Genomic DNA, 26,409 nt, shown 5'->3' with positions numbered 1-26,409 from the left:
AACAGGCCCGCCAGACTCAGATGGAGATTCCGCGATGACTCCCACACCGTACGCGCACCCGGCCGGCGAGGCGGGAGAGCCGAGGCCGCCGCTGACCCGATCCTGGTGGCCCGCCGAGGTGACGTCGCCGCTCGCCGACCTCACCGTCGGCGCCGCGCTTCGCGCCGCGGCGCAGGACAGCCCCGGCTCCGTCGCCCTCGTCGAGGGCGTACCCGACGCGGCACGACGCCGCCGGTGGACGTTCGCGCAACTGCTAGAGCAGGCGGAGGCCGTCGCCCGCGGCCTGCTCGCCCGTTTCGGGCCCGGCGAGCGAGTCGCCGTCTGGGCCGACAACCTGCCCGAGTGGGTGCTCCTCGAGTACGGCGCCGCGCTCGCCGGCATCACCATCGTCACCGTCAACCCGGCGCTGCGCGCGGAGGAACTGCGTCACGTCCTCAGGCAGTCCCGGGCGGCCGGGGTGTTCCTGGTTCCCGGCTACCGTGGCTCCGATCTCGCCGGGATCCTGGCGAAGGTACGCCCGGACCTGCCCGGCCTGCGGGAGGTCGTCAGTTTCGCGGACTGGGACCGGTTCCTGTCGGCCGGGCGGCCGGACACCCCGCTTCCCCGGGTCGACCCGGGCAGCGCCGCGCAGGTGCAGTACACCTCGGGAACCACCGGGACCCCGAAGGGCGCGGTGCTGCACCATCGCGGGATCGTCAACAACGCCCGCCTCTACGCCGAGCGATGCCGGCTCACTCCCGGCGGGGTGCAGGTGAGCCCGATGCCGCTGTTCCACACCGCGGGCTGCGTGGTGAGCGTGCTCGGCGCGCTCGCCGTTCGCGGGACGCTCGTGCTCCCGTCCGCCTTCGACCCGGCGCTCATGCTGCATCTCGTCGAGTCCGAGAGGGCGGACACGCTCATCGGCGTGCCCACCATGCTCATCGGGATGCTGGACCACCCGGAGTTCGCCCGCACGGACGTGTCCGGGCTGACCCGGGTGATCTCCGGGGGAGCCGTGGTGCCGCCCGAACTCGTCCGGCGTATCGAGACCCGGACCCCCGCGGTCGTCAGCGTCCTCTTCGCCCAGACGGAGGCGTCGCCGGTCATCACCGCGACCTCGTCCGAGGACGGCGGGCAGGACCGGATGGAGACCCTCGGCCGTCCCCTGCCCCACACCGAGGTGCGCATCGTCGATCCCTCCGACGGCACGACCCTCCCCGTCGGCACCGTCGGAGAGCTGTGCACCCGCGGGTATCACGTCATGACGGGTTACTTCGACGACGCCGTGGCCACCATGTCGGCCATCGACGCCGACGGCTGGCTGCACACCGGCGACCTGGCCAGCATGGACGAGCGCGGCTACTGCCGTATCGAGGGACGCCTCAAGGAAATGATCATCCGAGGCGGCGAGAACATCTACCCCCGCGAGATCGAGAACGTCATCTTCCAGCATCCCGACGTGGCCGACGTGGCCGTCGTCGGGGTACCGGACGACACGTGGGGTGAGCAGGTCGCCGCCTTCGTCCGCCCGGCGCCCGGTCGTACGCCGGACGTGGCGGGGTTGCGCGAGTACTGCCTGGCCCGGCTCGCTCGCCACAAGGTCCCGAAGCAGTGGTCCGTCGTCGAGGCGCTGCCGCTCACGGCGTCGGGCAAGGTGCAGAAGTTCCGGCTGCGCGAACGGCTCACGGGGGAGCGGACGCACCGGTCGTGAGCACGTGCCGGCGGCGACCGGTCGAGCCGGTCGCCGCCCGCGTGTCCCGGTACAGGGAAGTATCCAGACCGTCCGTGCCGTCCCCGCCGGCGAACACCGACAGGAGTGCGATGTGATCAAGCTGTTCACGCTGTGGAACCGGCGTCTCGACCAGACCCACGGGGAGGCCGTCGACTACTGGACGCGGGTGCACGCCCCGAAGGTGGTGGAGGCGCATGGTGAACGGTTGCTGCGCTACGCGTGCAATGTCGGGATGCCCGCCGACTATTCCGGCTGGGCCCCGGACGAGGCCCCCGCCTGGGACGGCGTCGCCGAGGGCTGGTACGACGTCGACGACCCGGCCGAGCTCGCCGCTCTGGTCGGCGAGACGTCCGACCGGCTGCGCGACGGCGAGCGAGACTTCATGGGCACCTTCCAGCACATGGCCACCGACCAGCAGGTCCACGTCGACAGGGCGCGTGCCCACCGAGGCGTCAAGGTGCTGTTCATGCTGGCGCGCCGGCCCGACATGACCCCGGCGCAGACGGCGGCCCGCTGGCGCGAGCGGCATATGCCTCTCGTTCGGGACGTTCTCGGCGACACGCTCGTCCGCTACACGACCAACGTCGGCCTGGCCGCCGACTTCCGCGGCTGGTCGCCCTATGAGGCCCCCGCCTACGACGGCATCGCCGAACTGGCCGTCGACAACCCGGTGTCCGACCACATGGCGCTGCTCCAGGCCCGCCAGGACGTCCTGCTGCCCGACGAGCACGTCTTCATCGGCACGTACCGGATGGCGTTCACCCGTGAGGTCCTCGTACTCGGGCGGCCGGACGAGCCTTTGCCGACCACGGCGGGTTGACGACGGGGCTTCCCCCCGGGCCGCGCATGGGACGTCGGCCTTGGGACTCCTGCGACGACGGTGGGGGCCGCCGCGGGAGCCCTGGGCCGGCGTCCTGTGTGACGATCTCCACATGGGCGAAAGTGCCCAAGGCGGTGGCGGACGTGCTCGCCGGGGCGGCCGGGGAAGGCCGCCCGTCTCTCACCTCCTGATCAACAACGCGATCTGGTAGGAGCCGATCCCCACCCCGAACAAGACCAGGTAGGGCGTGTCGACGACGTCGGCGGCGGCGGCGAGCGTCACCGCCGCGGAGGCGATGGTGAGGTTGCCGTAGTCGCTCAGCGTGTCGTGGTAGCGGGCCGGACGCAGGAGATCCCGCCAGTGCTCCAACAGGACGTCGGAGGCCTGGTGGCCGATCACGGTCACCTCCCCGAGGTCGATCCCGTGACGTCCGAGCAGCCTCCGGATCAGGTCCGGCGGCCCGTCCATCCCCGTGGACCGGAACGCTCCCACCCCCGCGTCGGGCTCGATGCGGTAGACGGGCCGGACGGTGTCGCCGGTGTCGCCGGCGTCCCGGCGGACGGCCATCGTCATGGCGCCGTACTCGGTGCTGCGCGTCTCGTGGATCCAGTCGACGATCACCATCCGTTCCGACCGGCGGAGCACGGCCGCACCCGCGCCATCCCCGATCATCCCCGCGTGCGGGTTTCGGGCGTCCACGTGACGGCTCCAGTTCGTCCCGACGCTCACCAGCGCGTGGGTGAAACGCCCGGCCCGCATGGACTCCCAGGCGAGCGCGAGCGCCATGACGAAGGTGCCGAACTCGCAGTTGACCGGCACCACGAGCGCGTGGCTCCCCAGTCCCAGGTCGCGGTGCACGCGGAACAGCCCGTTCGGGCTCAGGAATTCGGAGACCGTTATGTATCCGTACAGGCTGTCGATCTCGTCCACGCGGACACCGGCCTCCTCCAGGGCCCCGCGGCACGCCGACACCGCGAGATCCTCGATCGCCTCGCCGTCCGCCAGGACCCGGCGGCTGCGGGCCCCGCTGAACAGCCCGCTCTCGGCCGAGGGCCCGCTCCCGGTGGAGACCGCCTCCGCGACCGTCGGCGGCAGGGCCGATCCCAGTCCCGCGACGCCGATGCCGGAACGCGTCTCCCCGGTCATCGGGCGTCCCCCGCGACCGCGGCGAACCGCTCACCGTAGGGGGGACTCACCCGGTAGTCGATCTTGACCACGACCACCTGGGGTCGCGACCACCTGGCCGCCGCCGACCTGGCCTCGCCCATCGTCCCCCGCAGGGCTTCGGCCTTCTCGACGACGTAGGCGTCGGCGCCGAGCGCGCGGGAGAACTGGGCGAGATCCACCGCCCCCAGCCCGTAGAAGTCGTCATCCAGGGAGAAACGTCCACCGTTCTGCGCGTGCTCTCCGTGGTTGACCATCCCCAGGTAGCCGTCGTCGAGGACGATGAAGATCGCGCCCACCCGGTTCTTGGCGGCGGTCCTGACCTCGTTGCCGTTCATCAGGAACGCGCCGTCGCCGACGAGCGCGGTCGCGACACGGTTGCCGTCACCGATCCTCCCGCCGACGGTCGCGCCGCACGACCAGCCCATCGACGACAGGCCGCACGGGTAGAAGACGCGGGTCGGCGGATCGATCACCAGATGGTGGGTGGCCCACGCCGTGCAGTTGCCCATGTCGATGTACAGGTCGTCCTGACCGGTGAGCAGGTCGTTGAGGGCGAGCATCACCGCCGCCGGCGACACGCCCATCCCGCTGTCACGGGGAAGCGGCACCGGCGTCGGCCGCGAGGAGGAGGGCGAGAGCGTGGGTGCCCGCTTCACCTCGCCCAGCCCGGGCAGCTCGCGGCGCAGACCACGCAGGAAGACCTCCGCGTCGGCCTGAATGTGCTCGCCGCCCCTGAGGAACTGACCGAAGACCGTGGGATCCAGGTCGACGTGGAAGTACGACGAGACGGCCGCGAGATCGCGGTCGAAGCTCCTGGTCGCCCATTCCCCCAGACCGCTGCCGATCACCAGGAGGGCGTCGACCCCCGCCGCGGCGTAACTCGCCGCCCGCTCGCTGCCCGCCGTCCCCAGCACGCCGAGGCAGAGGTCGTCGCTCTCGGGGAAGACGCCCTTGGCACGCATGCTGGTCACGACGGGAACCCCCAGTGTGTGGACGATTTCCCGGAGCGCCGACTGATCCGAGCGCAGCGCCTGCCGCGCTCCGTTCCCCAGGAAGATCAGGGGACGTCGTGCCTGCGAGAGCGCTCCGAGGACGCGCCGCGCCTCGGCGGGGTCGAGTTCCATGCCGGGCCGCCGGGCCACCACGGTGGGCTTCTCGTCCCCGACCGGCATCCGGGCGATGTCCGCGGGAACCGACAGGTACGCGGCGCAGGGGCGGGGACCGGTCGCGACGTTGATCGCCTGGGAGAGGATTCGGGGAAAGGAGCCCGGGTCGCTCAGGCCGGTGGAGAACCCGGAGACGTGGGAGTACATCGCGGTCATGTTGGTGCCGAGATCGCTGCTGTCCTGAAGCGCCCTGAGGCCGAAGAGATCCGTCCGGACCTGACCGCCCACCACCAGCAGCGGAACCTGGTCACGGTGGGCGGAGGCGACCCCGGTCAGCGCGTTGAGGGCGCCGGGGCCCGCGGTGACCAGGCACACGCCCAGCTTTCCCGTCGACCGCGCGTATCCGTCCGCCATGAAGGCGGCTCCTCCCTCGTGAGAGGCGATGATGAATTTGATCTTCGGATGTTCTCGCAGTGCCTGAATGAACGCGGATATGTTTCCGCCGGGAATGCCGAAAACCGAGTCCACCCCCAGGACGTCGAGCTGCTCGAGGAGAAATTCGGCCACGGTCAGCTCGCTTACCGAATCTGTTCTGGTGTTCAGCATAACTGTTCCCCCCCGGGAAATGGAGCATTGGGATATCTAACGGGACAACGCGATATCTAACGACATATTCATCATCCGTTCGCCCACCGGGCATCACTCTCCAGGCGGACGCCGGATCACCCGTGCGGGGGAGGGGAGGGCCGCCACCGATCATCCGCACGGTGGAGAGGGGTGCTGTCGCCGGCGGGCGGGAGTCCGTTTTTCCAGGTCAAATGCACGGTGCGGGAATGGCGGCGTGGAGGGGCGCCCGCCGTCGAGGTGACGAACGCCCGGCATGCTCGAAATTCCCGGAGAACATAGAGTTAACAAACAAAGTGTTTATCGGGTGAATGGCGCTGTTTTGTAAAATCCGGAGACGTGAATCACGGAGACGGCCGAGACCGGTGACCTGACGCGTGAGGCCCTTTCCCGCCGCGGCGGCCACCGCCTTCGGGGAAAGGCCTTCCCCGGTGTCCGTCCGGCGCGTGAGGTCTCCCCGTACGGGCCGCCGAATCGGGGCCGCGACGCGGGACGGTTCCGGCGTGGTCCCGGCTCCGGCACGGAACCATGCCCGTCCACGGCGCGGCGGCGGAAGGCGTACCCGGGGCGGATGATGCGGAAGGGGGCATGGGACACTTGTCAGGACGACGGGGCGCGTTGTTGACATCGCAGCCCGTCGGCCCGGGACGATCATGCCCCGTGCCGCGCCTCCTGCCGCCGTCACCGCCGCACAGCGCGAGCGGAGACCCGCGGAGAAGCCTCTCGTGGATCACCCCCCTGTCACGCCCAACGCCCTTGCGCAGCCCAGGGCTCTTCCTTCTTCCTCATCCCTGTCCGAGACCCCCGCCTCCGCTTCCTCAGACGCCTGGCCGGAGGCGCCCGCCCCCCGGCTCGGAAGGGTCTTCGTCGCCCTGCTGCTGGTCACCTTCCTGTCCGCGCTGGACCAGACGATCGTCGCCACGGCCCTGCCCACCATCGTCGGCGAGCTCGGCGGCCTGGAACACATGTCGTGGGTCGTGGCGGCCTACGCGCTCGCCGCGGCGGTCGCGATGCCGGTCTTCGGGAAGCTCGGCGACGCCCTGGGGCGCAAGTCGCTGCTGCTCGGGTCGATCGTCGTCTTCCTGGTCGCGTCGGTGCTGTGCGGCGTGGCCCAGGACATCGTCCAGCTCGTCCTGGCCCGCGCCCTGCAGGGGCTCGGCGCCGCGGGACTGATGATCCTGTCGCAGGCCGTGGTCGCCGACCTGGTCCCGCCGCGCGACCGGGGCAGATTCCTCGGACCGCTGGGCTCGGTCTTCGGCGTCGCCACGGTGGTCAGCCCGCTCATCGGCGGGACGCTCACCGACGGTGCCGGATGGCGCTGGATCTTCTGGCTCAACCTGCCGCTCGGCATCGTGGCGTTCGCCCTCGCCGCCACCTCGCTGCACCTTCCCAAACGGCGCCTTTCGGCCCCCCTCGACGTGACGGGCACCGTTCTGATGGCCGTCACGACGACCGCGCTCGTCCTGATCGGCACCTGGGGTGGCACGCTCCACGGCTGGGCGTCCCCGACGATCCTGGGCCTGGGCGCGTTCGCGGTGCTGGGAACGTTCCTGTTCGTGCTCGCCGAGCGCCGCGCCGCCGACCCGCTCATCCCGCTCGGCATCCTCGCCGACCGTACGGTCCTGGTCGCCGGTGGACTGAGCCTCGTGGTCGGCGCCGGGCTGTTCAGCGTGGTCAGCTACGTGCCGTCGTACGTCCGCATGGTCTACTCGATGAGCGCCACCGCGGCGGGCCTGTTCCTGGTGCCGCTGACGCTCGGCCTGCTCGCGACGAACATCGGCACCGGTCTCCTGATCAGCAGGTTCGGGCGCTACAAGATCTACCCGATCGCCGGCACCGCCCTCGCGGCCGCCGCGATGTTGCTGCTCGGGTCGATGACCACGCAGACGCCCTCGTGGCTGCTGGCCGCCTACCTGGTGCTGCTCGGCCTCGGGGTCGGCTGTTTCATGCAGGTCTCGATCACCGCGGTGCAGATCGCGGTGCCCCAGTCCTCGGTCGGCACCGCCACCTCGACGGTCGTCTTCGTACGGGAGATCGGCGTGACGGTCGGGGCGGCGGTGATCGGCTCGGTGTTCGCCAACCGGGTGGCCGCCGGGCTGGGTCCCGCGCTCGCCGGCGCCGGCGACCCGTACCGCCTGACACCCGAGGCCGCCGCCGCGCTGCCTCCCGCCACCCGCGCGCTCGTCGCCGGGGCGTACGCCGACGGGCTGGTGCCGATGTTCCTGTGGCTGGCGGTGGTGTTCGGGGCGGGTCTGGTGCTGGCGCTGCTGCTCAGGGAACGCCCGCTCACCGGATCGTCCGACACGGCCGCCGAGGGGTAGTCCTCCGCGACGGCCCATCCGGAGTCCGTACCCGGGCGGCGGCCGCGTTGCCGGCCGCCGTGCCGCCGATCGCCCCGACGTCAGGAGCTCGTGAGGACGACAAGTCGCTGGGTCGCCCGGGTCATCGCCACATAGCGGTCGACCGCTCCTTCGACACCGTCGCCGAACGCCTCCGGGTCGACGAGGACGACCAGGTCGAACTCGAGCCCCTTCGACAGCTCCGGAGTCAGCGACCGGACGCGGGGCGTCGCCCGGAACGTGGGATCGCCGATGACACAGGCGATCCCGTCGGCATGCGCGGCGAGCCAGGCGTCGAGGATCGAGCACAGGTCCGAGGCGGATCCGTGTACGACGGGGACGTCGCTGCTGCGGATGGAGGTCGGCACGTTGGCGTCCGGGAGCACGGCCCGGATGACCGGCTCGGCTTCCGCCATGATTTCCTCCGGCGTCCGGTAGTTGATGCTCAGAGAGGCCAGGTCGATCCGGTCGAGCCCGATCCGCTCAAGCCGTTCCCGCCACGACTCGGTGAACCCGTGCCTGGCCTGGGCGCGGTCCCCGACGATGGTGAAGCTCCGGGACGGGCAGCGGAGCAGCAACATCTGCCACTCCGCGTCGGTCAGTTCCTGAGCCTCGTCCACGACGATGTGCGCGAACGGGCCGGCGAGCAGGTCCGGGTCGAGGGTGGGCAGCTCGGACTCGTCAACCAGATTCCGCTGGAGGTCCGCTCGGCGCAACTGCGTCACGAGGCCTTCGCCGTCGTCATCGGCCTCGATCAGGTTGTCGACGACCTGGGCCATGCGCTCGCGTTGGGCGGCGAGAGTGGCCTCGTGGCGGCGCCTGCGTCGTGACGCCTCCGGATCGCCGAGCCGCTGCCATGCCGCGTCCAGGAACGGCAGGTCGGACACCGTCCAGGCCTGGGCGTCCGCGCGCTGCAGTCGCCGGACCTCGTCGAGGCTGAGCCAGGGAGCGCACTTGCGCAGGTAGGCGGGTACCGACCAGAGGTCTCCGACGAGGTCGGCCGCTTCGATCAGCGGCCACGCGCGGTTGAAGGTGGTGAGCAGCTCCCTGTCCTGCAACAGCGACCTGCGGAGCAGGTCGGCCGAGACCTCGCCGTCGTGTTCCCTGCGGTCAACAGGCTCAATCGGCTCGGAGGCGAGAGCAAGCTCTCGCTTCTCTCGCCTCAATCCCCTGTGCTTGTCCGCCAGGATCGTGAGCAGCGCCTCCCAGATCTGGTCGCGCGCCTCGTTGTGCGGGGTACCGGGTTCCGGTGCTTCGAACGCCTCGGCCCAGTCGTCGGCGCTCAGCCAGATGTCGGACCAGTGGGTCGCGACCGTCATCCCCCTGGTGGGCGGATTCTCGTAGAACCCGACGGCCGGCTCGATCGCCTTCATCAGGTCCGCGGACGACTTCAGGCGGGCCACCTCCGGGTCGGACTCGATCGCGGCCGCGGCCCCCTCGGGGACGAGGTCCCGCAGGGTGCAGGTCTGCACGCCCTCCTCTCCAAGGCTGGGGAGGACGTCGGCGACATAGGCCAGGTAGGGCTGGTGCGGGCCGACGAACAGCACGCCGCCCCGGCGGTGACCGAGGCGAGGGTCGGAGTAGAGGAGGTAGGCGGAACGGTGCAGGGCGACGACGGTCTTCCCCGTGCCGGGACCGCCGTCGACGACGAGAGCGCCGCGCGATCCCGCGCGGATGATGGCGTCCTGGTCGGCCTGGATGGTGGCGAGCACGTCTCGCATCCGGGGCGACCGGTTGCCGCCCAGGCCGGCGATGAAGGCGGACTGGTCGTCGAGCGCGGCGTGCCCGTCGAACCCGTCGGAGGTGAACACCTCGTCCCAGTAGTCGCTGATCCGGCCGAGGGTCCAGCGATACCTGCGGCGGCTTGCCAGGCCCATCGGGTTGGCGTGGGTGGCTCCGAAGAACGGCTCGGCCGCGGGGGAGCGCCAGTCGAGCAGCAGCCGACGGCCCTCGCTGTCCGTGAGGCCGAGTCGACCGACGTACACGGGCTCGGGGTCGTCCGCGCCGACCATGTGTCCGAGGCACAGGTCCAGACCGAAGCGACGCAGTGCGCGCAGGCGAGCGGTCAGCCGGTGGATCTGCAGGTCCCGGTCCATCGCCTGCCGGCCTATGCCGCCGGGCGCCCTGCGCTCGGCGTCGAGGCGGCCGGACAGGTCGGCGATCGACTGCTCGAGGCTCTGCGCGATGGCCGCGAAGTGCTGCTCGTCGCCGGCGATCAGCGCCGGGTCGGCCTTGGGGGAGAGGTGTTCGGGAAGGTCGAACGCGCTGGTGGTCAGTGGGTTCACGTCGTTGGCTCCGATCTGAGGTTCGCGACCTTAGATCCAGATTCCGGCGCTCATGAGCGCGGCTGGACTCTGCTGAGAATGGGAACGAGAAATCGCCCCGCCGGTGCGGACCGTGCCGACGACGCTCGCGCCATCGAGCCCATCGGGTAGCGGCTCGGCGAACTCCTCGTCCGGCGGCGCGCAACCGCGCCGCGAGTCCCACCGGTGGTTCGACGTCCCGGGTGGCCCACCCGTCGACAACGACACACGCACGTCGCGGCCCCCGTTTCCGCGGTTTCCGGTCTCGGCCGACGATTCTGCGGCATGACCCGGGTCTTGCCGCAAGCCCCCCGGTGCGCTATACGTTGAAAGTGGAAAGGCGTGGATACTCCCCTTTCCCCTTCGTCGTCCGCTGTTGACGGACGACCTTCCTCGCGAAGCGGCGGCGCGCCGCGTACGGCGGTACCGTCGGCCCAGGGGATCTCCCGTGAACCCACGGACGCAGCCGGGCCCGGGACGAGAGCGGGCGGCGAGGCCGGCTCAAGGCCCGCCTTGCCACTTCCTTTACCGTGGCGTGAGCCCTGTCCTGCCTGCGACTCCCGCCCGGGCGACGCCTTGACCTCGGGTAAAACATCGCGGGAGTCGTACCAACCGGGTCCTTACTTCAAGTAGACAGTAATGAAGGCCCCCCGTCCGGCCCATCTCGTCGGCCGGCTTTCGCCCGCTGGGCGCCGGAGTGTCGGCGCCCGGCGTCGGGCCGGGGCATCGAATGATCAATCGGAAGTCGATCCATCATGAGTGCACACGTTCACGTCCGTCTCGACCACGGCCTGACCATGAACGAAAGGAGCGAACTGGTCGAGCTGAAACGCTGCCAGTGCGGTGCCATGTGGACCACGATCCACTGGGCAGGGGACGGCGACCTGGAGTGACCGGCAGGCCTGCGGCGGCCGGGGACCGCACGCGCCTCTCCCCGCTCGACCGGCCTCCCGCGCATATCCGACCAGGCCGCTGTGGTGGAGGGGAAAGACCGGGGCGCCGGCCTGCTCAGCCTGGCGAGCGGGTCCCCCTCCCGCCAGGACGTGGTCACCTAGGGCTTGAGGTCGAGTCGGATGCGATGGACGGTGCTCAGGAAGCGCTCGAAGCCGGTGACGACCGCCTCGCCGTACTCGCCGGTGTCGCGGACCCGGATCTTCAGGGGTCGCCCGAGATGCTCGGCGGTGATCCGGTAGCGGCCGATGGGCACGTCCAGCACCCCTGAGCCGTCGCCGCTGCGCTCGGCACGGCGGGTGATGACCTCGCCGACCGAGCCGTCGATCAGCGGCCCCTGCGGGGTCAGGGTGAGCGTGACGTCCTCGTCCCGAAGGAAGGTCTCCGGGGCCCGCGGGTCGTAGGACTCCAGATGGAAGAGGACCATGCCGCCGTAGAAGCCCAGCCCGTCGGACCGCTCACCGGTGAGCCGCCAGGTGAAGTCGCGGATCGCGCCGTCCGAACCGGCGAAGGGGACGTCGTCGTGGGGGGTCAGCTCCATCGTGTAGGCACGGCCCTCGAAGCGGCGGGCCACGGTGCCGGTCACCCGGAACGTGGCCACGGCCACGTCGGTGCTCACCCGGTAGCGGCCGTCCCTGTCCGTGGCCACGATCAGGTTGCTGTTGTACAGCAGCTGGTTGTTGGCGACGATCTCCGCGCCCGCGACGGGCCTGCCCGCCGCGTCGACGACCCGCCCCTTGAGCACCCCGGCCTCCCGTCCGGCGTCGACCGTACCCGTCATCCGCTCCCCACCTTCGACCGCGCGGCCGCTCAGGGCCGCGATGAGAACACCCGCGACGATCACCTCTCGCCACCGGTCACACTAGACGAACGATCTTGCAATCGACTTGGAACGGGCGGTCCGCCGACGGATCCCCGGCGAATGCCTCGTCTTGTGTTTTCCCCTGCTCAAGCAGAGAGAGCTGGCACGATACGAGAAACGGCGCACCAAGGCGGATCTCCTGGAGCACGACAGGCCGACGTCGTGGGATTACGGCGTCTACTAAGGAGTCAGAGGATGTCGGAATCACGCTACAGCTGGAACGTCTCTCACCCCGGTCTCCACGAGCTGCAAAGAACCATCGAACCGATCCGGGAGAAGATCCTCGCCCACGACGTCTACAACTCGCTGAACGAGCTCGACGACGTGGTCGTCTTCATGGAGCACCACGTCTTCGCGGTCTGGGACTTCATGTCGCTGCTGAAGAACCTGCAGCGGCGGCTCACCTGCGTGCGGGTCCCCTGGATCCCGCAGGGCCCCCGGACGAGCCGGCGCCTGATCAACGAGATCGTGCTCGTGGAGGAGAGCGACGAACTCGGAGAGGGCCACATCAGCCACTTCGAGCTGTACGTCGAGGGGATGCGGCAGGCGGGTGCCGACGCGCGGCCCATCGAGTCGTTCGTCGGCCACCTGAGAGACGGTGGAACGGTCCAGCGAGGGCTGGAGCTCCCCGGTGTGCCACCGGCGTCCGCCGACTTCGTCAGGACCACCTGGAAGATCATCGAGTCCGCTCCCCTGCACGCCCAGGCGGCGACCTTCGCCTTCGGCAGGGAGGACCTCATTCCGGAGATGTTCGACCGCGTGCTGCGGACGGACCGGCACGCGGAGGCTCTGGAGAAGTTCCGCGACTACCTCTGTCGCCACATCGAGGTCGACGGCGAGCAGCACACGCCGATGGCCATGCAGATGCTGGTCGATCTCTGCGGGGACGACCGGCGGAAGTGGAACGACTGCGCGACCACGCTGCGGGTGGCGCTGGAGGCACGCCATGCCCTGTGGGACGGCATAGCGGGACGTGTCTCCTCCAGCGCCGCTGCCGCCGCTGCCGCCGCTGCCGCGAAGACCGCCTGACCGTCGAAGTCCGGGGTGAGGGGATCGCGAGGCCATATCGTGTTTGGCGCGATCCTCTCGGTCGCTTGCGGATTGACACGGAACGATGGGAAGCGAAGATCAGCTATGGACACACAGGTCACCTACCCACACGGCGGCGTCCACGGGGTTTCGAGGGTGCTCTCGGCCACACCGCTGGACGGCGGCTACGGCGTGGTGACGGCGGAGACACCGTTCCATCCCCTGGACCACACCTGGCCGGACCAGCCCGCCGACCGGGGGACCGTGAACGGGCTGCCGGTCGTCGACTGCGTGACCGGCGCGTCGGACGGTGAGCGGCTCTACCTGGGGAAGGAGATCCCGGTACGCCGCGGCGCCGACGGCTGGGAGTGGCTCGTGGTCCACGTGCTGAAGGAGCCGATCGCCGGGGACGCCGAACTGGCCGTCGACGAGGCGTACCGGTCGGCGCTCTCCGCGGGGCACAGCGCGTGCCACCTCACCGCCCTGGCTCTCAACGCGGCGCTGGCCGACCGGTGGCGAAAAGAGGTGGCGCCCGACTCGCTCGGCCGGCCCGACTTCGACCAGGCGGCGATCACCACGTCACGGATCGTGGAACACGGCAGCGACGACGTCTACCGCCTGGGCAAGTCGCTGCGCAGGAAGGGGTTCGACGCCGAAGGCCTCGACCTCTCCGAGCTCACCCGGCGGATCGACGACCAGCTCGGCGCGTGGATCGCGGCCGACGCGCCGATCACGGTGGACAGCCCGTCCCCGTCCCTGTCCGCGCGGCGGATGTGGCACTGTTCGCTGCCCGAGGGCGAGGCGCGAATTCCCTGCGGCGGGACGCATGTCTCGCGGACCTCCGAACTGGGTTCCGTACGGGTCTCCCTCTCCCTCCAGGACGCGGAGCTCACGATGCGGAGCGTCGTGAGCCTTCCCGCCTAGCCGGAAGGCCGGCGACGGGGAGGACCCGGCCGCGGGGAGAGGCCGGCCCGCGGTCACCCCGGGCCGGCTCACCCCGCTCATCTCATCGGTCTTCCCCGCTCACCTGCTCACCGCGGAAGCCAGGGCGCGCACCCGCTCGGCGTTCTGGTCGTGGCCGATGACGACCGGTGGCTCGTTGTACGGCATGGCGTCGGAGGAGCGGCGCAACTTGACGTACTGGCCGCAGGCGTCGACGGCGTAAGGCTCCATGTCGTCCTGGAGCGCGCCGATCACCGTGATCCCGTACGTCTCGCCGATCCGGCGGAACAGTGCCACGGCCTCCCGGCGATGCTCCTTGCCGAGGTTGCGGCCCAGCTCGTCGAGGACCAGGCACAGGTGCCCGCCACCGGAGGACGCGATCGCCGCCGCGCAGACCAGTTTCACCGCCTTCTCGTCCATCAGCGCGGTGTTGGCCCGCCGGTTGTACGGCACGAACCCCTGCCCCTCACCCCTGCGCCACTTGGGCGTCACCCGCCACGCCCAGCGCTGCTCGGGGTCGGCTGGCGCGGGCGGCACGGGGAACTCCAGCGTCGCGCCGTAGCCTCCGTAGGAGGTGTCGAGCTTGTCGAACTCCTCGGCCACCCGGGTCAGCCGCGCCTTGATCGCGGCGGTCAGCGCGGCCCGGTGCACGGCGGTGGACTGCGCGGCCTCCTCGGCGCCCTTGGCGGCGGCCGTCAGGTCACGCTGCCGGGTGGTGATCTGCGTCTCGATCTGGCGGCGCCGGTGCCGTTCGTACTCCTCCTGGCCGCGCAGGTAGGACGCGAGCGCCGAGCACACGCCGGGGAACGTCGCCTGCTCGCGGGCGGTGCGCCCGGCGCCGGGCGCGGTCCGCTCCCGGACCAGGAAGCGCAGTTCCTCGGGCATCTCCTCGTCCGCGCCGGGGGACTCGCCGGGGAAGGTGTCGCGCAGTGCCTCGTCCAGGCTGCGCTCGGCGGCCCGCCACCACTCCTCGGCCGTCAGCGGGCGTTCCTGCTCGTCCAGGGCACCCAGCCACTCGCGGGCACCGTCGACGGGGCCGCCCCAGTCGCCGGCCAGCGTGTCAAGCCTGAGCGCCTCGCGGTCGGCGGTGATTCTCGCCGCCTGCTCGGTGGCCTGGTCTCGGTCGGACTCGTGCCTGGCCCTGCGGCCCTCCAGGCGCTCGACCTCCATGCTCCTGGTGCGGGCACGGAAGTCCAGGGTGCTCGCCCGGCGCTCGGCCTCGCCCACCTTCGGCGCGACCTCGGCCAGTGCCTCGATCAGCTCACCGAGCGCCTTCCGCCGCTCGGCCAGCCGCCGTTCGATGTCGGCCAGTTGCACCGACGCCTTGGCCCCCTCAAGCCGCCTGCCCGCCTCGGCCACGGCGTCCTCGGCGGCCCGTACGGCCGCCGCGGCGCTCTCCTGGGTGTCGCGTGCCCGGTGCAGCCGCTGCTCGGCGGCCTTGATCCGGGCCTCCCTGCCGGTGACGGCCACCTCGAACGACCCCACGACGGTGACTCCCGCCGCACTGACCAGCACCGAGCCGGGCAGTGCGTCCAGCGCCCGCGACGCGGCCTCCAGGTCGGCCGCGTCGACGATCACCGCGTGCTCGTGCGGCCACCCGCGAGAGCCCAGCGCGGGTGCTTTCCGCCCGGCCTCGTCCTCACGGGCCTGTTCGGCGACGTCGATCGCGTCGAGCAGGCCGGTCGCTCCGACATTCGCCTCGGCGAGCGCGTTGAGCTGGGCCGCCGCCGGCCCGCCCTCGGCGTCGTCCAGCGCGGCTTTGGCCCCCTCGACCTCGCGGTCGGCCACGCCCAGCGCTTTCAGCACCTCGGTCAGCCGCGTCCTGGCCTCGGCCAGCTCCGCGCCCGCCGCCGCCGTGTCGCGTCCGTCGGCCAGGCGGCGTTGCTCCTCAAGCCCGGGAATCCAGCCGCGCAGGTCGTCCACCGAGTTCTCCGCCACCGCCCGGTCGGCGTCCAGCTTCGCGGCGCGTGCCTGCAGGGTGGCCAGCTCCCTGCGAGCCTCGGCCAGGCCGCGCTCCAGCGTGTCGTCCTTGAGGGTGGCGATCTCCGCCCTGATCTCGCCGATCGCCTCCGTGGCGCGCTCGGCCGCCGCGCCGGCCCGTTCCAGCTCCACCGCCAGCGCCTCGTCCCGCTGCCCCGCGTCGGCGAGCCTGCGCGCCAGCCGTCCCCGCCAGCGGCGCATCGCCTCGGCCAGCCGGACACGGGCCCGGTCACGCCGGTCGAAGGTCTCCAGGAGCGTACGGGACTCGTCCTCGAACTCCCGCAGCAGTTCCATGGCCCGTGTCGCGCGCACCCGCCTGGCGTGCTCGTCGCGGCGTGCCTCCCGCTCCTGGTCGAGCTCGGCGTCCAGGCCGGTCAGCGCGGCGATCGCCTCGAAGACCCGCTCCGGGGAGATCTCGTTGAGCGGCTGGGAGAGCAGGTTGGTGGCGACCTTGCTCCGTACCGAGGTGGACAGGAACGACACGCACCTGACCCGGTCGCCGTACAGGAACCTGGTCAGGTCGCGCGCCACCACGTCACGTCGTCCCGCCGAGCGGGGCAGTGCCGCCCACAGCGCGTCGGCCCGCGTCACCCGCTCCGCCTCCGAGGCCGCCGACGCCAGGTGCACCCCCGGGGCCCACCTGATCTCCAGGTGCGGGGCCTCCTGGTTGACCCGCAGCCACACGGTCACCGCGTCTCCCAGGGAACCGGTGCGCGCCGGATCGGCGTCCGGAGAGTCGCCGTCCGGAGAGTCGCCGTCCGGAAGGCGGGGCCCCGCGGAGCCCGTGTGCACGGAGCCGGTCGGCGCGAAGACACCGACGATGTAGCCGTGGTCGGCGCTGGCCCAGGTCCGGCCGCCCCCGCCCGCGGCGAGTTCGGCGTTGAACAGCAGCTCCGACACCGACTTGGCGCCCGAGGCGAAACGCCACTGCTCGTCTCCGAGCAGCGCTGTGATCATCGCGATGAACGACGACTTGCCCGCGCCGTTGGAGTCCTTCGGACCGGCGCCCGCGACCACGATCAGCGTGCCCGGCACGGTCGGCACCGGGTGGGTCGAGAGCCGGGAGATGTTGACCGGCTGCACGGCGACCAGCACCCGGTCGCCCACCACGTTCTCGGTCGGAGCGGTGGCACGGATCTCCACGGGGACCAGACTCGCCTGCGTCCCGACAGAGGTCTCGGCTCGGCTTCCTCCGGCCGGCGTGTCCCCGGCCGGAGCGTTCGCACCCCGGCCGCCCTTGGCCGAGGTGTTCCCGGCTCCGGCCTGGACGGCTTCGCCCGTGCCCGTTCCCGCGCCGGCGGCCTTCACGCGGCTCCCCCGTGAACTCTTCGCGGCCTGGTTCCGCTGGTCGGTCAACCCCGTCGTTCCTTTCTTCCGTCCCGTTCCCGATACCGGGGACACCGCGTCCTCGGCACCCCCCGCCGGGGCCGACTCATCGCGTACTGTGGTCGCTTCACTCCCGCTCACCGCCGGTTGGCCCGTACGGCCGCGGCCAGCGGGGTGTGCGGCCCCGCCGCGAGGATCAGTTCCTCCTGCAGGCGCCGCCTGGCCTGCGGGGTCAGCCGGTGGAACTGCGGCCCCGGCACGTACCCGCCGGCCTCCTCGCCCGCCTTCACCTGGGTCACCAGACCCGCGTGACGCAGGGTGCGCAGCGCGGCCTCCAGCTCGCCGATCGGCAGCTTGGTGTGCCGCCGCAACTCGTCGATCTGGGCCGGGAACGGCGAGAGCCAGCTGTCGGTGGGCAGCAGGCCGTCGGCCCTGGGAATCGCCACCGAGTGGATCAGCACCAGCACCAGCACCGCCCGCCCGGCCTCGTCCAGCGCCGAGCCCGCCTGCGCCACCGCGCCCGCTCCTGGCGCCGTCACCGTTTTCGAAGCCGTGCCCGTGCCGAGTGTCTCGGCCGCGTAGCCGGAGATCCACGACTCGCGGTCGTGGATCAGGACCCGGCCGCGGCGCTCCAGCATCTCGGTGAGCGTGCGGCGCAGCACCGGGTCGCGCAGTGCGGAGAAGCGGGCCTCGTGCACCGGCTCGGCCGCGTGCTCCACCGCCATGAACGCCGCCACGATCTCGGCCCTGCGACGCTCGTCGAACGGGCCGAGCAGATCGCTGTCCACCTCGTCGGGAATCGTGACGCTCGCCCCGGCGTCGGCGTTCTCAGGGGCACCGGCAAGGCCGTCGTCGACGACCGGGAGCACCTCCGTGCCGCCCGGGGTCTCCTCCGCGGTGGGCAGGCGGCGCATCAGCTCCCGCAGCTGGGCGTGGGACGCGGGGGGCCAGGACGCGCACCGGGGGCCGAGCCGGACGAACCCGTCTGCGACCTCCAGCCAGGCCGAGTCGTGCAGGCGGCGCAGCGCGCCGATCGCCCAGTTGCGCATCAGATCGTCGCCGCGCCCGATCAGGGCACGGTACGTCGACAGCACGTCGTCCACCGGGGCGGGGGTGCCGGGCCACGGGTCGGTGGTCAGGTCGCTCCAGCAGCATCGCAGCGCCGCGGCCAGCACCCGCCGGGTCTCGCCGGATCGTTCCACCGGGACCGGCGCGACCTGGTACTCCTCCAGGAGCGAGGGGGTCGCCCCGTCGGGCCAGACCGGCAGCGCCATGCCCGTCCCGTCCCCGCGCCCCAGCCGCGCCATCCCCGCCGGGGCCGCCTGCCCGGCGCGGAGCGCGAGAGGCCCGACCGACCTGGCCCGGACGTGTGCCGTCGCGGGCGGCTCGGCCTCCGAGGCTCGCGGGTAGGTCTCGGCAGTACGGACGGACGCCGTCGCGGACGTTTCAGGTCCGGTCTCCCCGGTCGTCACCGGGTCTTCGGGGCCGGTGCTCGCCGGTTCGGTCGCCAAGGCCGGTACGCGTCGCGGATCAGCCGACACCGCCGGTCCTTTCCAGGTGGCCGTGGGAGAGCCAGGCAGGCTCGGCGCCGGGGGTGGCGGTGAGGCCGTCGGACCAGCGCAGGCGATAGGGGGAGTCGGGGCGCAGGTCGGCCGAGACGAGGTCGGCCAGCAGGCGGCGGGCGGAGACCCACTCGCCGTCGGCGGTGAGCAGCTCCTCCAGCCGGGCGGTGGAGCGCCCGGCGAGGGCGGCCTCGGCCACGGTGCTCAGATGGTCGAGGCCGTCGGCGGCGGGGGCGTGGGCGTCGGCGGGGCCGGCGTCGGGCAGGGCCGAGCGCGGGGGAGTGGGCTGGGCGGGTGCCGGGCGGGGGCTCTCGTCCACGGCCCTGACGATCGCCGCCGGGTCGTGCCAGGGGGCTGGGGCGTCGAAGACGAAGCCGTCGAGCACCGAGGCCAGCCGCTCCTTGCTCGCGGTCTGCGCGAAGGTGCGCCAGAGCTCCGCGGGGAGCAGAGTCAGGTTCCTCGTCGTACCCGCGGAGTCGGCCAGGCGCCCGGCGGCGCGGCGCGAGGCGTCGCTGTAGGAGTAGATCGCGGCGCGCAGTTCGGTACAGGTGCGGTCGAGGTCGGGCCAGCGGGTGAGGATGGTGCCGTGCAGGTTCTGCGCCCGCCGGGCGATCTCCTCGGTGCCCCACAGCTTGGGCGCCTGCTCGCGTAACTCCTCGATGGTGCCGCCGGTCAGCGTGATCAGCTCCAGGGCCCAGAGCCGGAAGGCGCGCGAGAGGTTCTGCGCGCTGGTGCGGGCCTCCTCCATCGTCGTGCGGGGGTCGGCCACGTTGAGGTCTTCGAGCGCGAGCAGCCGGTGCATCTCCGACTGGCCGCCGTCGTCCATCATCCGCCGGATGAACATCAGCCCCACCACACTGGTGAACGACGCGCGGTAGCGGAGCTGGTTGGGCTTGGGGAACACCTCGCGGATCGCGCCGAGGCCCCGCAGGACCCGGAGCCGGTTCTCGAACCGGTCGAGCGGATAGGCCCGGCAGACGTGGCGCATCTGCTCGTGGGTCAGCCACTCCTCGCCGGCCTCGGCGAACGCCGCGAACAGGGTCTCGGCGATGTCGACCAGCGCGGGGTCGTCCACCACCGCGCCGCTGTCGCGGGCGAGCGCCGCGAACATGCGGCGGTAGGTCGAGAGCACGGCCTCCTCGGTGAGGGCCGAGTCGAGCGTGAGCTCATGGTTCGTCTCTGGCACGCGCCCTACCGTAAGGCTTGCATCCGACATCCCCGACCCGCATCAGCGGAAAGCGCAGGTGGGACGGCCGACCGTAACTCTCTCGCCGACCTTCTCACGGCCTGTCGCAGGGGTCCCGGATAACGGAGCGGGAGCGCGCTCATCATCGTTCCACAACTATTCGCAACTTTCAGGACAGATCGCAACATCCGACGTACGGTCGGAGGATCAACCCCCCGCGGTGACGAGGTGACGGAGATGGCGACCTCCACAGCACGCATCGACGAGGCCAAAGGCATTCTCGCCGCCAGGCTCAGGGCGCTTCGCGCCGACGCCGGGCTGACCGGGCGAGCGCTGGCGGCCAAGACCGGCCTGGACCACACCAAGATCTCCAAGATCGAGAACGCGGTCCAGATGCCCAACCAGGCCGACATCCGGACGTGGTGTGAGGCCTGCGACGCGGACGAGCAGGTGGTCGACCTGATCGCGGCCGCCCAGAACATCGACGCCATGTACACCGACTGGCGCCGCCTTGAGGAGAGCGGCCTCGGCCACGTACAGCGCTCCTTCCAGCCGCTGTACGACAGGACCCGCCAGTTCCGCGTCTGGCAGCACTCGGCCGTCCCCGGCCTGCTCCAGACCGGCGACTACGCCCGCGGCCACCTGCGCGCCATCATCGACTTCCGCGGCATCCCCGACGACATCGACGCCGCGGTCGCGGCGAGGTTGAAGCAACAGGAGATCCTGCGCAACGGGAACAAGCGGTTCGCGTTCGTCGTCGGCGAGCAGGCACTCCGCACCCCGCTGGTCGGCCCGGCGGAGATGGCCGCCCAGCTCGACCGGCTGGCGGAGCTGACCTCGGGCGTCGCGAACGTGTCCTTCGGCATCGTCCCCGCGACGATCAGGCCGCCGCTCATGCCACCGGAGAACTTCTGGATATACGACGCCAACCGGGTCCGCGTCGACACCGTGCCGGGCCAGATCCAGCACAAGGCCCCGAGCGACGTGGGCGTGTACGAGAAGGCGTTCCGGGCCCTGAGCGGTGCCGCGGCCTACGGGCAGGAGGCCCGCGTCCTGCTGCGGGCCGCGGCGGCCGCGTTCGGCGAGAGGTGAACTCGCAACATCGCGCAACACCGTTGAGGCAGGCATCTCATGATCTCTAATCTCGCGAGCGTGACCGTTGATCACACATCCCCCGAAGATCTCGCGCCTCACCCGGCCGAACTCCGAGCCCGTGAACTGGCGGCCCTGCTGGCCCGGTCCCACAACATCCCGGCGGACGTCCACCGGCTGCCGTCCGGCAAGATAGTCGTCTCCGTCTACTACGGGCTGGTCGCCCGCCTCGACGACGCCTGCCGCTTCTGGTGGGTCGTCCCGGCCTTCACCGACCGGCACAGACCGCTGTGGACGAGTGCCGCCACCCCGGTCGCGGCCGCGTTCCGGATCGCCGCCCACTACCGGGAGATACGGGCCCACCCGCTGACCCACCTGATAGGCGGCGGCTACCTGCTGACCGACGTCCTGCTGGAACACCACGCGGCCGTCGCCCCGGTCTGACGCCGCCGGGACCTCCGCTCAGCGGGCCGGGCAGGGCGGCCGGTAGCCGATGTCAGGTATGTACAGCCCCCATTCCTCCCGCGTCAGGGCCATACCCGTGGTGTCGCATATGCGCTTGACCACGGTGGGGATGTCGATCACGCGGAGCCGGACGGAGTTGTCGTGCGAACCGGTCACCAGGCCACGGCCGTCGGGGGTGAAGGTCAGCGCGGCGACCCTGGAGGAGTGCAGTCCGAGGATCGTGGTGAGGATCGGCCTGGCGGGATCCGACACGTCCCACAGCCGGGTCACGGAGTCCCCGGCCCCGGTCACGACACTCCGTCCGTCCGGACTGAACTCGACGTCCCAGACAAGATCCGTGTGTCCCTTGAGAATCCCCGAGGGGATGGGGCGACCCGGATCGCGCACATCCCAGATCCGGGCGGTTCCATCACCGGCACCCGTCGCCAGCAGATCTCCGTTCGCGGAGAAGTCGACGGTGTCCACCAGCGCGGAATGACCTTCGATGACGCCTCGCTCGTCCGGGTGCGCGGGATCCGACATGTCCCACAGCCGTACGGTCCGATCCCCCGACGCCGTGGCCAGCAGGGAGCCGTCCGAGGTGAAGGCCACGTCCAGCACGGAATCGGAATGCTTTCGGATGACGGTGAGAACCTTCGGCCTGGCAGGACTCCGCACGTCCCACACTCGGGTGGTGTCGTCCTCCGCGCCACTGACCAGCGTGCGACCGTCAGGACTGAAGGCCACGGCCATGACGGTCTTGGTGTGCCCTTTCAGCGCGGCCAGCTTGACGGGCTTGGCGGGAGCGGTGATGTCCCAGAGCCAGATCTCGTTTCTGACCGTGCTCGCCAGGGTGTGACCATCCGGGCTGAACTTCACGTCGAGCAGGTAGACGTCTCCCGCCTTCGTCGTGCTCAACAGCGTGGGATGTGAGAAGTCCCTGATATCCCAGAGTTTCACGGTGCTGTCCGCTGCGACGGATGCCATGGTCCGCCCGTCGGCGGCGACGTCGACGCCGTACACCAGGTCCTTGTGCGACTCCAGCTTCGGCTGGAACTCGACACGGTCAGGATCATGAACGTCCCAGAGCCGGACACTTTGGTCTGCCGCGGCCGAGGCGAGGAAGCGCCCGTCCGGGCTGTAGGCCACTGACTGGACAGACTCGCCGTGGCCTATGAGCACCTGCCGCTGCGAAACGTGCGCGTAGTCCTTCACCTTCCACAGGGTGATCGAATTGTCCGTCGAAGACACGGCCAGCGTACGTCCGTCGGGACTGAAGGCGAGATCGGAAACGGGAGCGACGGCTCCCTGGAGGGTCGCGCCGTCGAGCGGGGCACGGCTGAGATCGCTCACATCCCACAGTTTCGCCGTGTTGTCGTCGTAGGCCACCGCGAGGATCTTCCTGTCGGGACTGAACTTCACCGCGTGGAGCGCACCGCCCGGGTGCACGCGCACGCCCCCGAGGAAGGATGGTCGCCGCTTGTCCCCGGTGTCCCACAGCCGCACCGTCTGGTCCTCGGACGAGGAGGCCAGGACATTGCCGTCCGCACTGAAGTCGATCGACTCGACCTGCTTCTCGTGTCCGGTCAGTTCCGCCAGGCGGCTTGGTGTTCCGGGGGTGCTCGTGTCCCAGAGCTCTATCGCACCGTCGGCGAACGCGATGGCCAGCACGTCCGCCGCCGGATCGAACGCGACCTCGCTGACAGCGCTCTCCCGCCGGTGCACGGTCGCCGTGAGGGCCGGGTGCCTCGGATCTCCGATGTCCCACAGGCGCACCGTGTCGTCCGCTGAACCGGTCGCCAGCAACGATCCCGATCGGTCGAACGCCACCGAGGACACTCCCTTCCCATGTCCTTCGAGCACCGCCAGCTGCGCAGGCCGGGTGAGGTCGCCGACATCCCAGATTCTCGCGGTCCTGTCCGCCGAGCCGGAGGCGACGAGCCTGCCACCGGGACTGATCGCGACGGTTCCGGTGAAGCCGGAGTGGCCGAGCAGTCTGGCACCGATGGTGTAACCCAGCGAGTCCACCATCGCGCCCCGGGCCTCCGGAGTGTCGGACAGGTTGTAGGCGGCCAGTGCCAGTTGCCCGGAGAGCGAGGTGTCGTTGAGCCGTTCGACGGCGTCCGAGACCTGTCGTGAGATCGCCGCGTCTCGCTGGCCGGTGGCCAGGTCCCTCTGGTCGTCGGCTATCCGGGACTGTTCCCGGGCGACGGCGCTCTGCCGCAGTGCGTAGCCGCCCGCTCCCACGGCGGCGACCAGCAGCATGGCGAGGGTCACGATGACGCTGAGCGTGATCCTGCTCCTCCGGCGGGCTCGGCTCACACTCGCGGCGAGAAAGGCGTGCTGGAGGGGACCGAGCTCACTCTGGCGGCCGCTTCCGACGGCCTCCTGGGCTGCCACCAGGCGGTTGTCCACGTAGAGGTAGGCGGGATCACGGGACTGTCTCCGCCATGTTTCCGCGTCCTCGGACAGCCGTTGCCGTACCAGCAGCCGCGCGCGGTCGGCGGTGATCCAGCCCTGCAGCTGCGGCCACCCGCGAATGAGGGCCTCGTGGGTGAGCTGGACGGAGTCCTCGTCGACGATCACCAGGCGCGCCTGCAGAAACGTGTCGAGGACGCGGCGGGTGACCGGGTACTCGGGGTCGTCCGGCTCGGGCAGCACGTCGTCGATGAGCACCCGGCGGCGGGTGTCGTCGGTGCCGTCGCCGAGGCGTACCAGATGCAGGAGCATCTCACGGGCGATGAGCTCTCCGCTCGGGCCGACGACCCGCATGACGGTGTCCGCGGTCTGGGCGAGCGACTGGGCGATGCCGCCTGACGCCCGGTATCCCGCGAAGGTCAGCACCCCGTCCTGACGACGTTGCCAGGTGGTGAGCAGGGCGTGGGACAGCAGAGGAAGGCCGCCGCCGGGCCCGGACGCAGCCTCCGAGGAGGCTCTCCCGATCCCGAGGTCCTCCAGCAGCAGATCGACCAGACCGGGCTGGATGGTGAGCCCCGCCAGCGTGGCCGGCCTCTCGATGACGTCGCGAAGCTGGTCCTCCCCCATCGGGGGAACGATCTCCGGCCGTTTCGTGGCGTCCAGCAACTCGGGGTAGGCGGCGCAGTGACCGAAGAAGTCCGCACGCAGGCCGATGACCACGGCCGCGGCGGGTGGTGTGCCGTTCCCGGCCTCGCACAGGGCGGCCAGCGCCCGGATGAAGGCGAGCCGCTGCTCCTCGTCCTGACAGGCGGTGAAGACCTCTTCGAACTGGTCGACGACGACGACCGGCCGACGCTCGGGAGTCGTTTCCGGAACGAGCCTGCCGAGCTTTCCCATCGGATCCGAACCCGGTGTCAGGTAGACGCGGGGCGAGGCGGTGGGCAGGGCGGCGATCAACCCGGCACGCAGCAGGGAGGACTTGCCCGCTCCCGACGGGCCGGTCACCAGCAGGGGCCCACCGGTCCTCTGCTGCGCACGCAGCCGTTCGAGAAGTGTATGGGTGAGTTCTTCCCTGCCGAAGAAGAACGCGCTGTCCTGGGGGCCGAAAGACGCCAGCCCTCGGTAGGGGCTCTCGGTGTCGTCGGCGGGCCACGGTTCCGGTGTCGCGGGTGCCTGCGGGGGCCGGTAGGCGGGGTTGGGGGCCAGCACCTCCTGGTCGCCGAGGTCGGCCGCCTGGCGGCGCGGCTGGGGCAGGCCCTTGTCCGGCAGGGAACGCGCCAGGAACCGGTAGACGTAGTCGAGGGTCAGCCCCGGGGGCCCTGTCGGTTCTCCCTCGGTCAGCAGCCTGATCAGCTCACCGCTGAAGGCCGTGTGCGGCTGCCCGACCGGGGCCCAGGCGGTCTCCGTGCGGCTGGTCGAGGTCAGCAGGTAGGCGCCGGCCTGCCTGGTGACGGTGAAGGCGTCGTCCGCGGCGCTGCCGGACACCCCGTGGGCGCGACCGGAGAAGCAGCAGTCAAGGACGACGAGGACCAGCCGGGCCGTGCTGCGCAGCAGCAGCCGCTGGACCGTGGAGTACGGCAGGGCCTGGTATTCGGGAGGTGTGCCAACCGTCAGGTCCGTCGTCGCCCGGGTCGCCAGATGGAGTTCGTTGGCCGGGCTGACCAGACCGTGTCCCACGTAGTAGAACACCAGCACCTCGGTCGCCTGCCGGGCCGCGTCGTCGAGAAGGCCGGCGAAGTGCTGCGGATCCGCCGGGTCGACGCACCTGGTGAGCCGCGCGGGATCCAGGCCCGCCCGGTCCACCAGGCAGTCCCCGAGGTCGGCAACCGTCGTACGGCTCGCCGGCACGGGGGACAGGCGTGAACCGGGCACGTAGTCGCCCGAACCGACGATCAGCACGCGCGTCCCCTCGTGGGACAGCAGGCTCACCGCTCGAGCTCCGAGGGACCGGAGACCACTTCGGAGATCTGGCCGGTGAGCGCCCGCACGCCTTCCGGGGTCAGCGACCTGACCCCCTTGGCGGTCACCTCGACCTCCTGGTCGCCGCGTGAGATCCGGATCGAGACCTCACCGGGGCGGCTGTTCAACCAGGCGATGACGATGCCGGCGAGGGCCGCCACCGCGCCTCCCGATCCGAGGGCCACCTGGAGGAGGTCGGTCGTCGGACCGAGTTCGTGAGGTGCCCCGTCCCGTTCGAGAAGTCGAACACGTCCGCGGAATTCCGGCTCCTCGATCAGCCACGAGTGGAGATCGCGAAGCTGGTCGGCCTCCGCCCGTACGGATACGTCCACGATTCCTCACCGCCTTTCCGCCTGCCGTCAATTTAGACGCGTCTCCCAAGAGATGAGGGCTCTTCAACGGTCTCAACTTCGCAACTCACGGCCGAGGTGTTCGAGTATTACCCATCCTTTATAGCTTGAAATATTGGCATATGTCCCGTAAGGAGGCTGAGTGCGAGATTGGAGTGATCTAGGGATATGAGATAAAAGTTGTCGGCATATCGGGTTGCCGACGAGGACGGGATCCGGATCCGGGTAATCCATGGCG

The 26,409-nt window shown here is 70.8% G+C and carries 17 protein-coding genes; 8 read left to right on the top strand and 9 right to left on the bottom strand.

Annotated elements, in window-relative coordinates; genetic code table 11:
* The first annotated feature begins 34 nt into the window (after positions 1-34).
* Entirely contained in the window at positions 35-1,690 is a 1,656-nt protein-coding gene (locus AB0K21_RS05830) for an AMP-binding protein (protein ID WP_364148138.1), read from the top strand.
* Positions 1,691-1,802: 112 nt separating this feature from the next.
* On the top strand, positions 1,803-2,531 hold the full coding sequence (locus AB0K21_RS05825) for an EthD domain-containing protein (protein ID WP_364148135.1): 729 nt from the start codon (positions 1,803-1,805) through the stop codon (positions 2,529-2,531).
* 180 nt (positions 2,532-2,711) lie between these two features.
* Here the strand turns inward: AB0K21_RS05825 and AB0K21_RS05820 are convergent, their stop codons facing one another.
* Together AB0K21_RS05820 and AB0K21_RS05815 are read right to left on the bottom strand one after the other, a co-directional pair.
* On the bottom strand, positions 2,712-3,677 hold the full coding sequence (locus tag AB0K21_RS05820) for a hypothetical protein (protein WP_343963404.1): 966 nt from the start codon (positions 3,675-3,677) through the stop codon (positions 2,712-2,714).
* Entirely contained in the window at positions 3,674-5,410 is a 1,737-nt protein-coding gene (locus tag AB0K21_RS05815; protein ID WP_364148132.1) for a thiamine pyrophosphate-binding protein, read from the bottom strand. Before AB0K21_RS05815 ends, AB0K21_RS05820 begins: the two co-directional genes overlap by 4 nt.
* A gap of 743 nt (positions 5,411-6,153) precedes the next feature.
* Here AB0K21_RS05815 and AB0K21_RS05810 point away from each other — a divergent pair.
* Positions 6,154-7,749 carry an MDR family MFS transporter gene (locus AB0K21_RS05810; RefSeq protein WP_364148130.1) on the top strand — a complete coding sequence of 532 codons (1,596 nt, stop codon included), beginning with the start codon at positions 6,154-6,156 and terminating at the stop codon, positions 7,747-7,749.
* 80 nt (positions 7,750-7,829) lie between these two features.
* On the opposite strand, the gene helR is transcribed toward AB0K21_RS05810, so the two are convergent.
* Complete coding sequence (gene helR, locus AB0K21_RS05805; protein ID WP_364148127.1) at positions 7,830-10,052, bottom strand: RNA polymerase recycling motor ATPase HelR; 2,223 nt, start codon at positions 10,050-10,052, stop codon at positions 7,830-7,832.
* Between the two features lie 773 nt (positions 10,053-10,825).
* Here helR and AB0K21_RS05800 point away from each other — a divergent pair.
* Entirely contained in the window at positions 10,826-10,963 is a 138-nt protein-coding gene (locus AB0K21_RS05800) for a hypothetical protein (RefSeq protein WP_343963414.1), read from the top strand.
* A 158-nt stretch (positions 10,964-11,121) separates the two neighbouring features.
* Here AB0K21_RS05800 and AB0K21_RS05795 read toward each other — a convergent pair whose 3' ends face one another.
* Positions 11,122-11,865: a carboxypeptidase-like regulatory domain-containing protein gene (locus AB0K21_RS05795; protein ID WP_364148124.1), complete on the bottom strand. Its 744-nt coding sequence runs from the start codon at positions 11,863-11,865 to the stop codon at positions 11,122-11,124.
* A gap of 213 nt (positions 11,866-12,078) precedes the next feature.
* On the opposite strand from AB0K21_RS05795, the gene AB0K21_RS05790 reads away from it, so the two are divergent.
* Positions 12,079-12,912, top strand: coding sequence for a DUF3050 domain-containing protein (locus AB0K21_RS05790; RefSeq protein ID WP_364148122.1), 834 nt, complete (start codon positions 12,079-12,081; stop codon positions 12,910-12,912).
* 105 nt (positions 12,913-13,017) lie between these two features.
* Positions 13,018-13,836 carry a metal-dependent hydrolase gene (locus AB0K21_RS05785; RefSeq protein WP_364148119.1) on the top strand — a complete coding sequence of 273 codons (819 nt, stop codon included), beginning with the start codon at positions 13,018-13,020 and terminating at the stop codon, positions 13,834-13,836.
* A 99-nt stretch (positions 13,837-13,935) separates the two neighbouring features.
* Here the strand turns inward: AB0K21_RS05785 and AB0K21_RS05780 are convergent, their stop codons facing one another.
* From AB0K21_RS05780 to AB0K21_RS05770, 3 genes are all read right to left on the bottom strand, one after another.
* Positions 13,936-17,142, bottom strand: a complete 3,207-nt coding sequence (locus AB0K21_RS05780; protein ID WP_364148116.1) for a chromosome partitioning protein ParA — start codon at positions 17,140-17,142, stop codon at positions 13,936-13,938.
* 155 nt (positions 17,143-17,297) lie between these two features.
* Positions 17,298-18,701 carry a hypothetical protein gene (locus tag AB0K21_RS05775; protein ID WP_364148113.1) on the bottom strand — a complete coding sequence of 468 codons (1,404 nt, stop codon included), beginning with the start codon at positions 18,699-18,701 and terminating at the stop codon, positions 17,298-17,300.
* Positions 18,691-19,908, bottom strand: coding sequence for a hypothetical protein (locus tag AB0K21_RS05770; protein WP_364148110.1), 1,218 nt, complete (start codon positions 19,906-19,908; stop codon positions 18,691-18,693). Before AB0K21_RS05770 ends, AB0K21_RS05775 begins: the two co-directional genes overlap by 11 nt.
* Positions 19,909-20,145: 237 nt before the next feature.
* Here AB0K21_RS05770 and AB0K21_RS05765 point away from each other — a divergent pair, with 237 nt between their 5' ends.
* Together AB0K21_RS05765 and AB0K21_RS05760 are read left to right on the top strand one after the other, a co-directional pair.
* Positions 20,146-21,000, top strand: a complete 855-nt coding sequence (locus AB0K21_RS05765) for a helix-turn-helix transcriptional regulator (RefSeq protein WP_343963429.1) — start codon at positions 20,146-20,148, stop codon at positions 20,998-21,000.
* A 60-nt stretch (positions 21,001-21,060) separates the two neighbouring features.
* The gene (locus AB0K21_RS05760; RefSeq protein WP_343963431.1) at positions 21,061-21,444 is read left to right on the top strand and encodes a hypothetical protein; all 384 of its coding nucleotides are present in this window, start codon (positions 21,061-21,063) and stop codon (positions 21,442-21,444) included.
* 18 nt (positions 21,445-21,462) lie between these two features.
* On the opposite strand, the gene AB0K21_RS05755 is transcribed toward AB0K21_RS05760, so the two are convergent.
* Together AB0K21_RS05755 and AB0K21_RS05750 are read right to left on the bottom strand one after the other, a co-directional pair.
* A complete protein-coding gene (locus AB0K21_RS05755; RefSeq protein ID WP_364148107.1) occupies positions 21,463-25,791 on the bottom strand; it encodes a caspase family protein in 4,329 nt (1,442 codons plus the stop codon).
* A complete protein-coding gene (locus AB0K21_RS05750) occupies positions 25,788-26,153 on the bottom strand; it encodes a hypothetical protein (RefSeq protein WP_343963435.1) in 366 nt (121 codons plus the stop codon). The genes AB0K21_RS05755 and AB0K21_RS05750 overlap by 4 nt, the downstream gene beginning before the upstream one ends.
* Positions 26,154-26,409 lie beyond the last annotated feature (256 nt).

The sequence above is a fragment of the Streptosporangium sp. NPDC049248 genome (genome assembly GCF_040678965.1).
Classification (GTDB): domain Bacteria; phylum Actinomycetota; class Actinomycetes; order Streptosporangiales; family Streptosporangiaceae; genus Streptosporangium; species Streptosporangium fukuiense.
The sequence above is the reverse complement of the archived record's forward strand: the minus strand, read 5'-3'. Positions and strand labels throughout refer to the sequence as shown.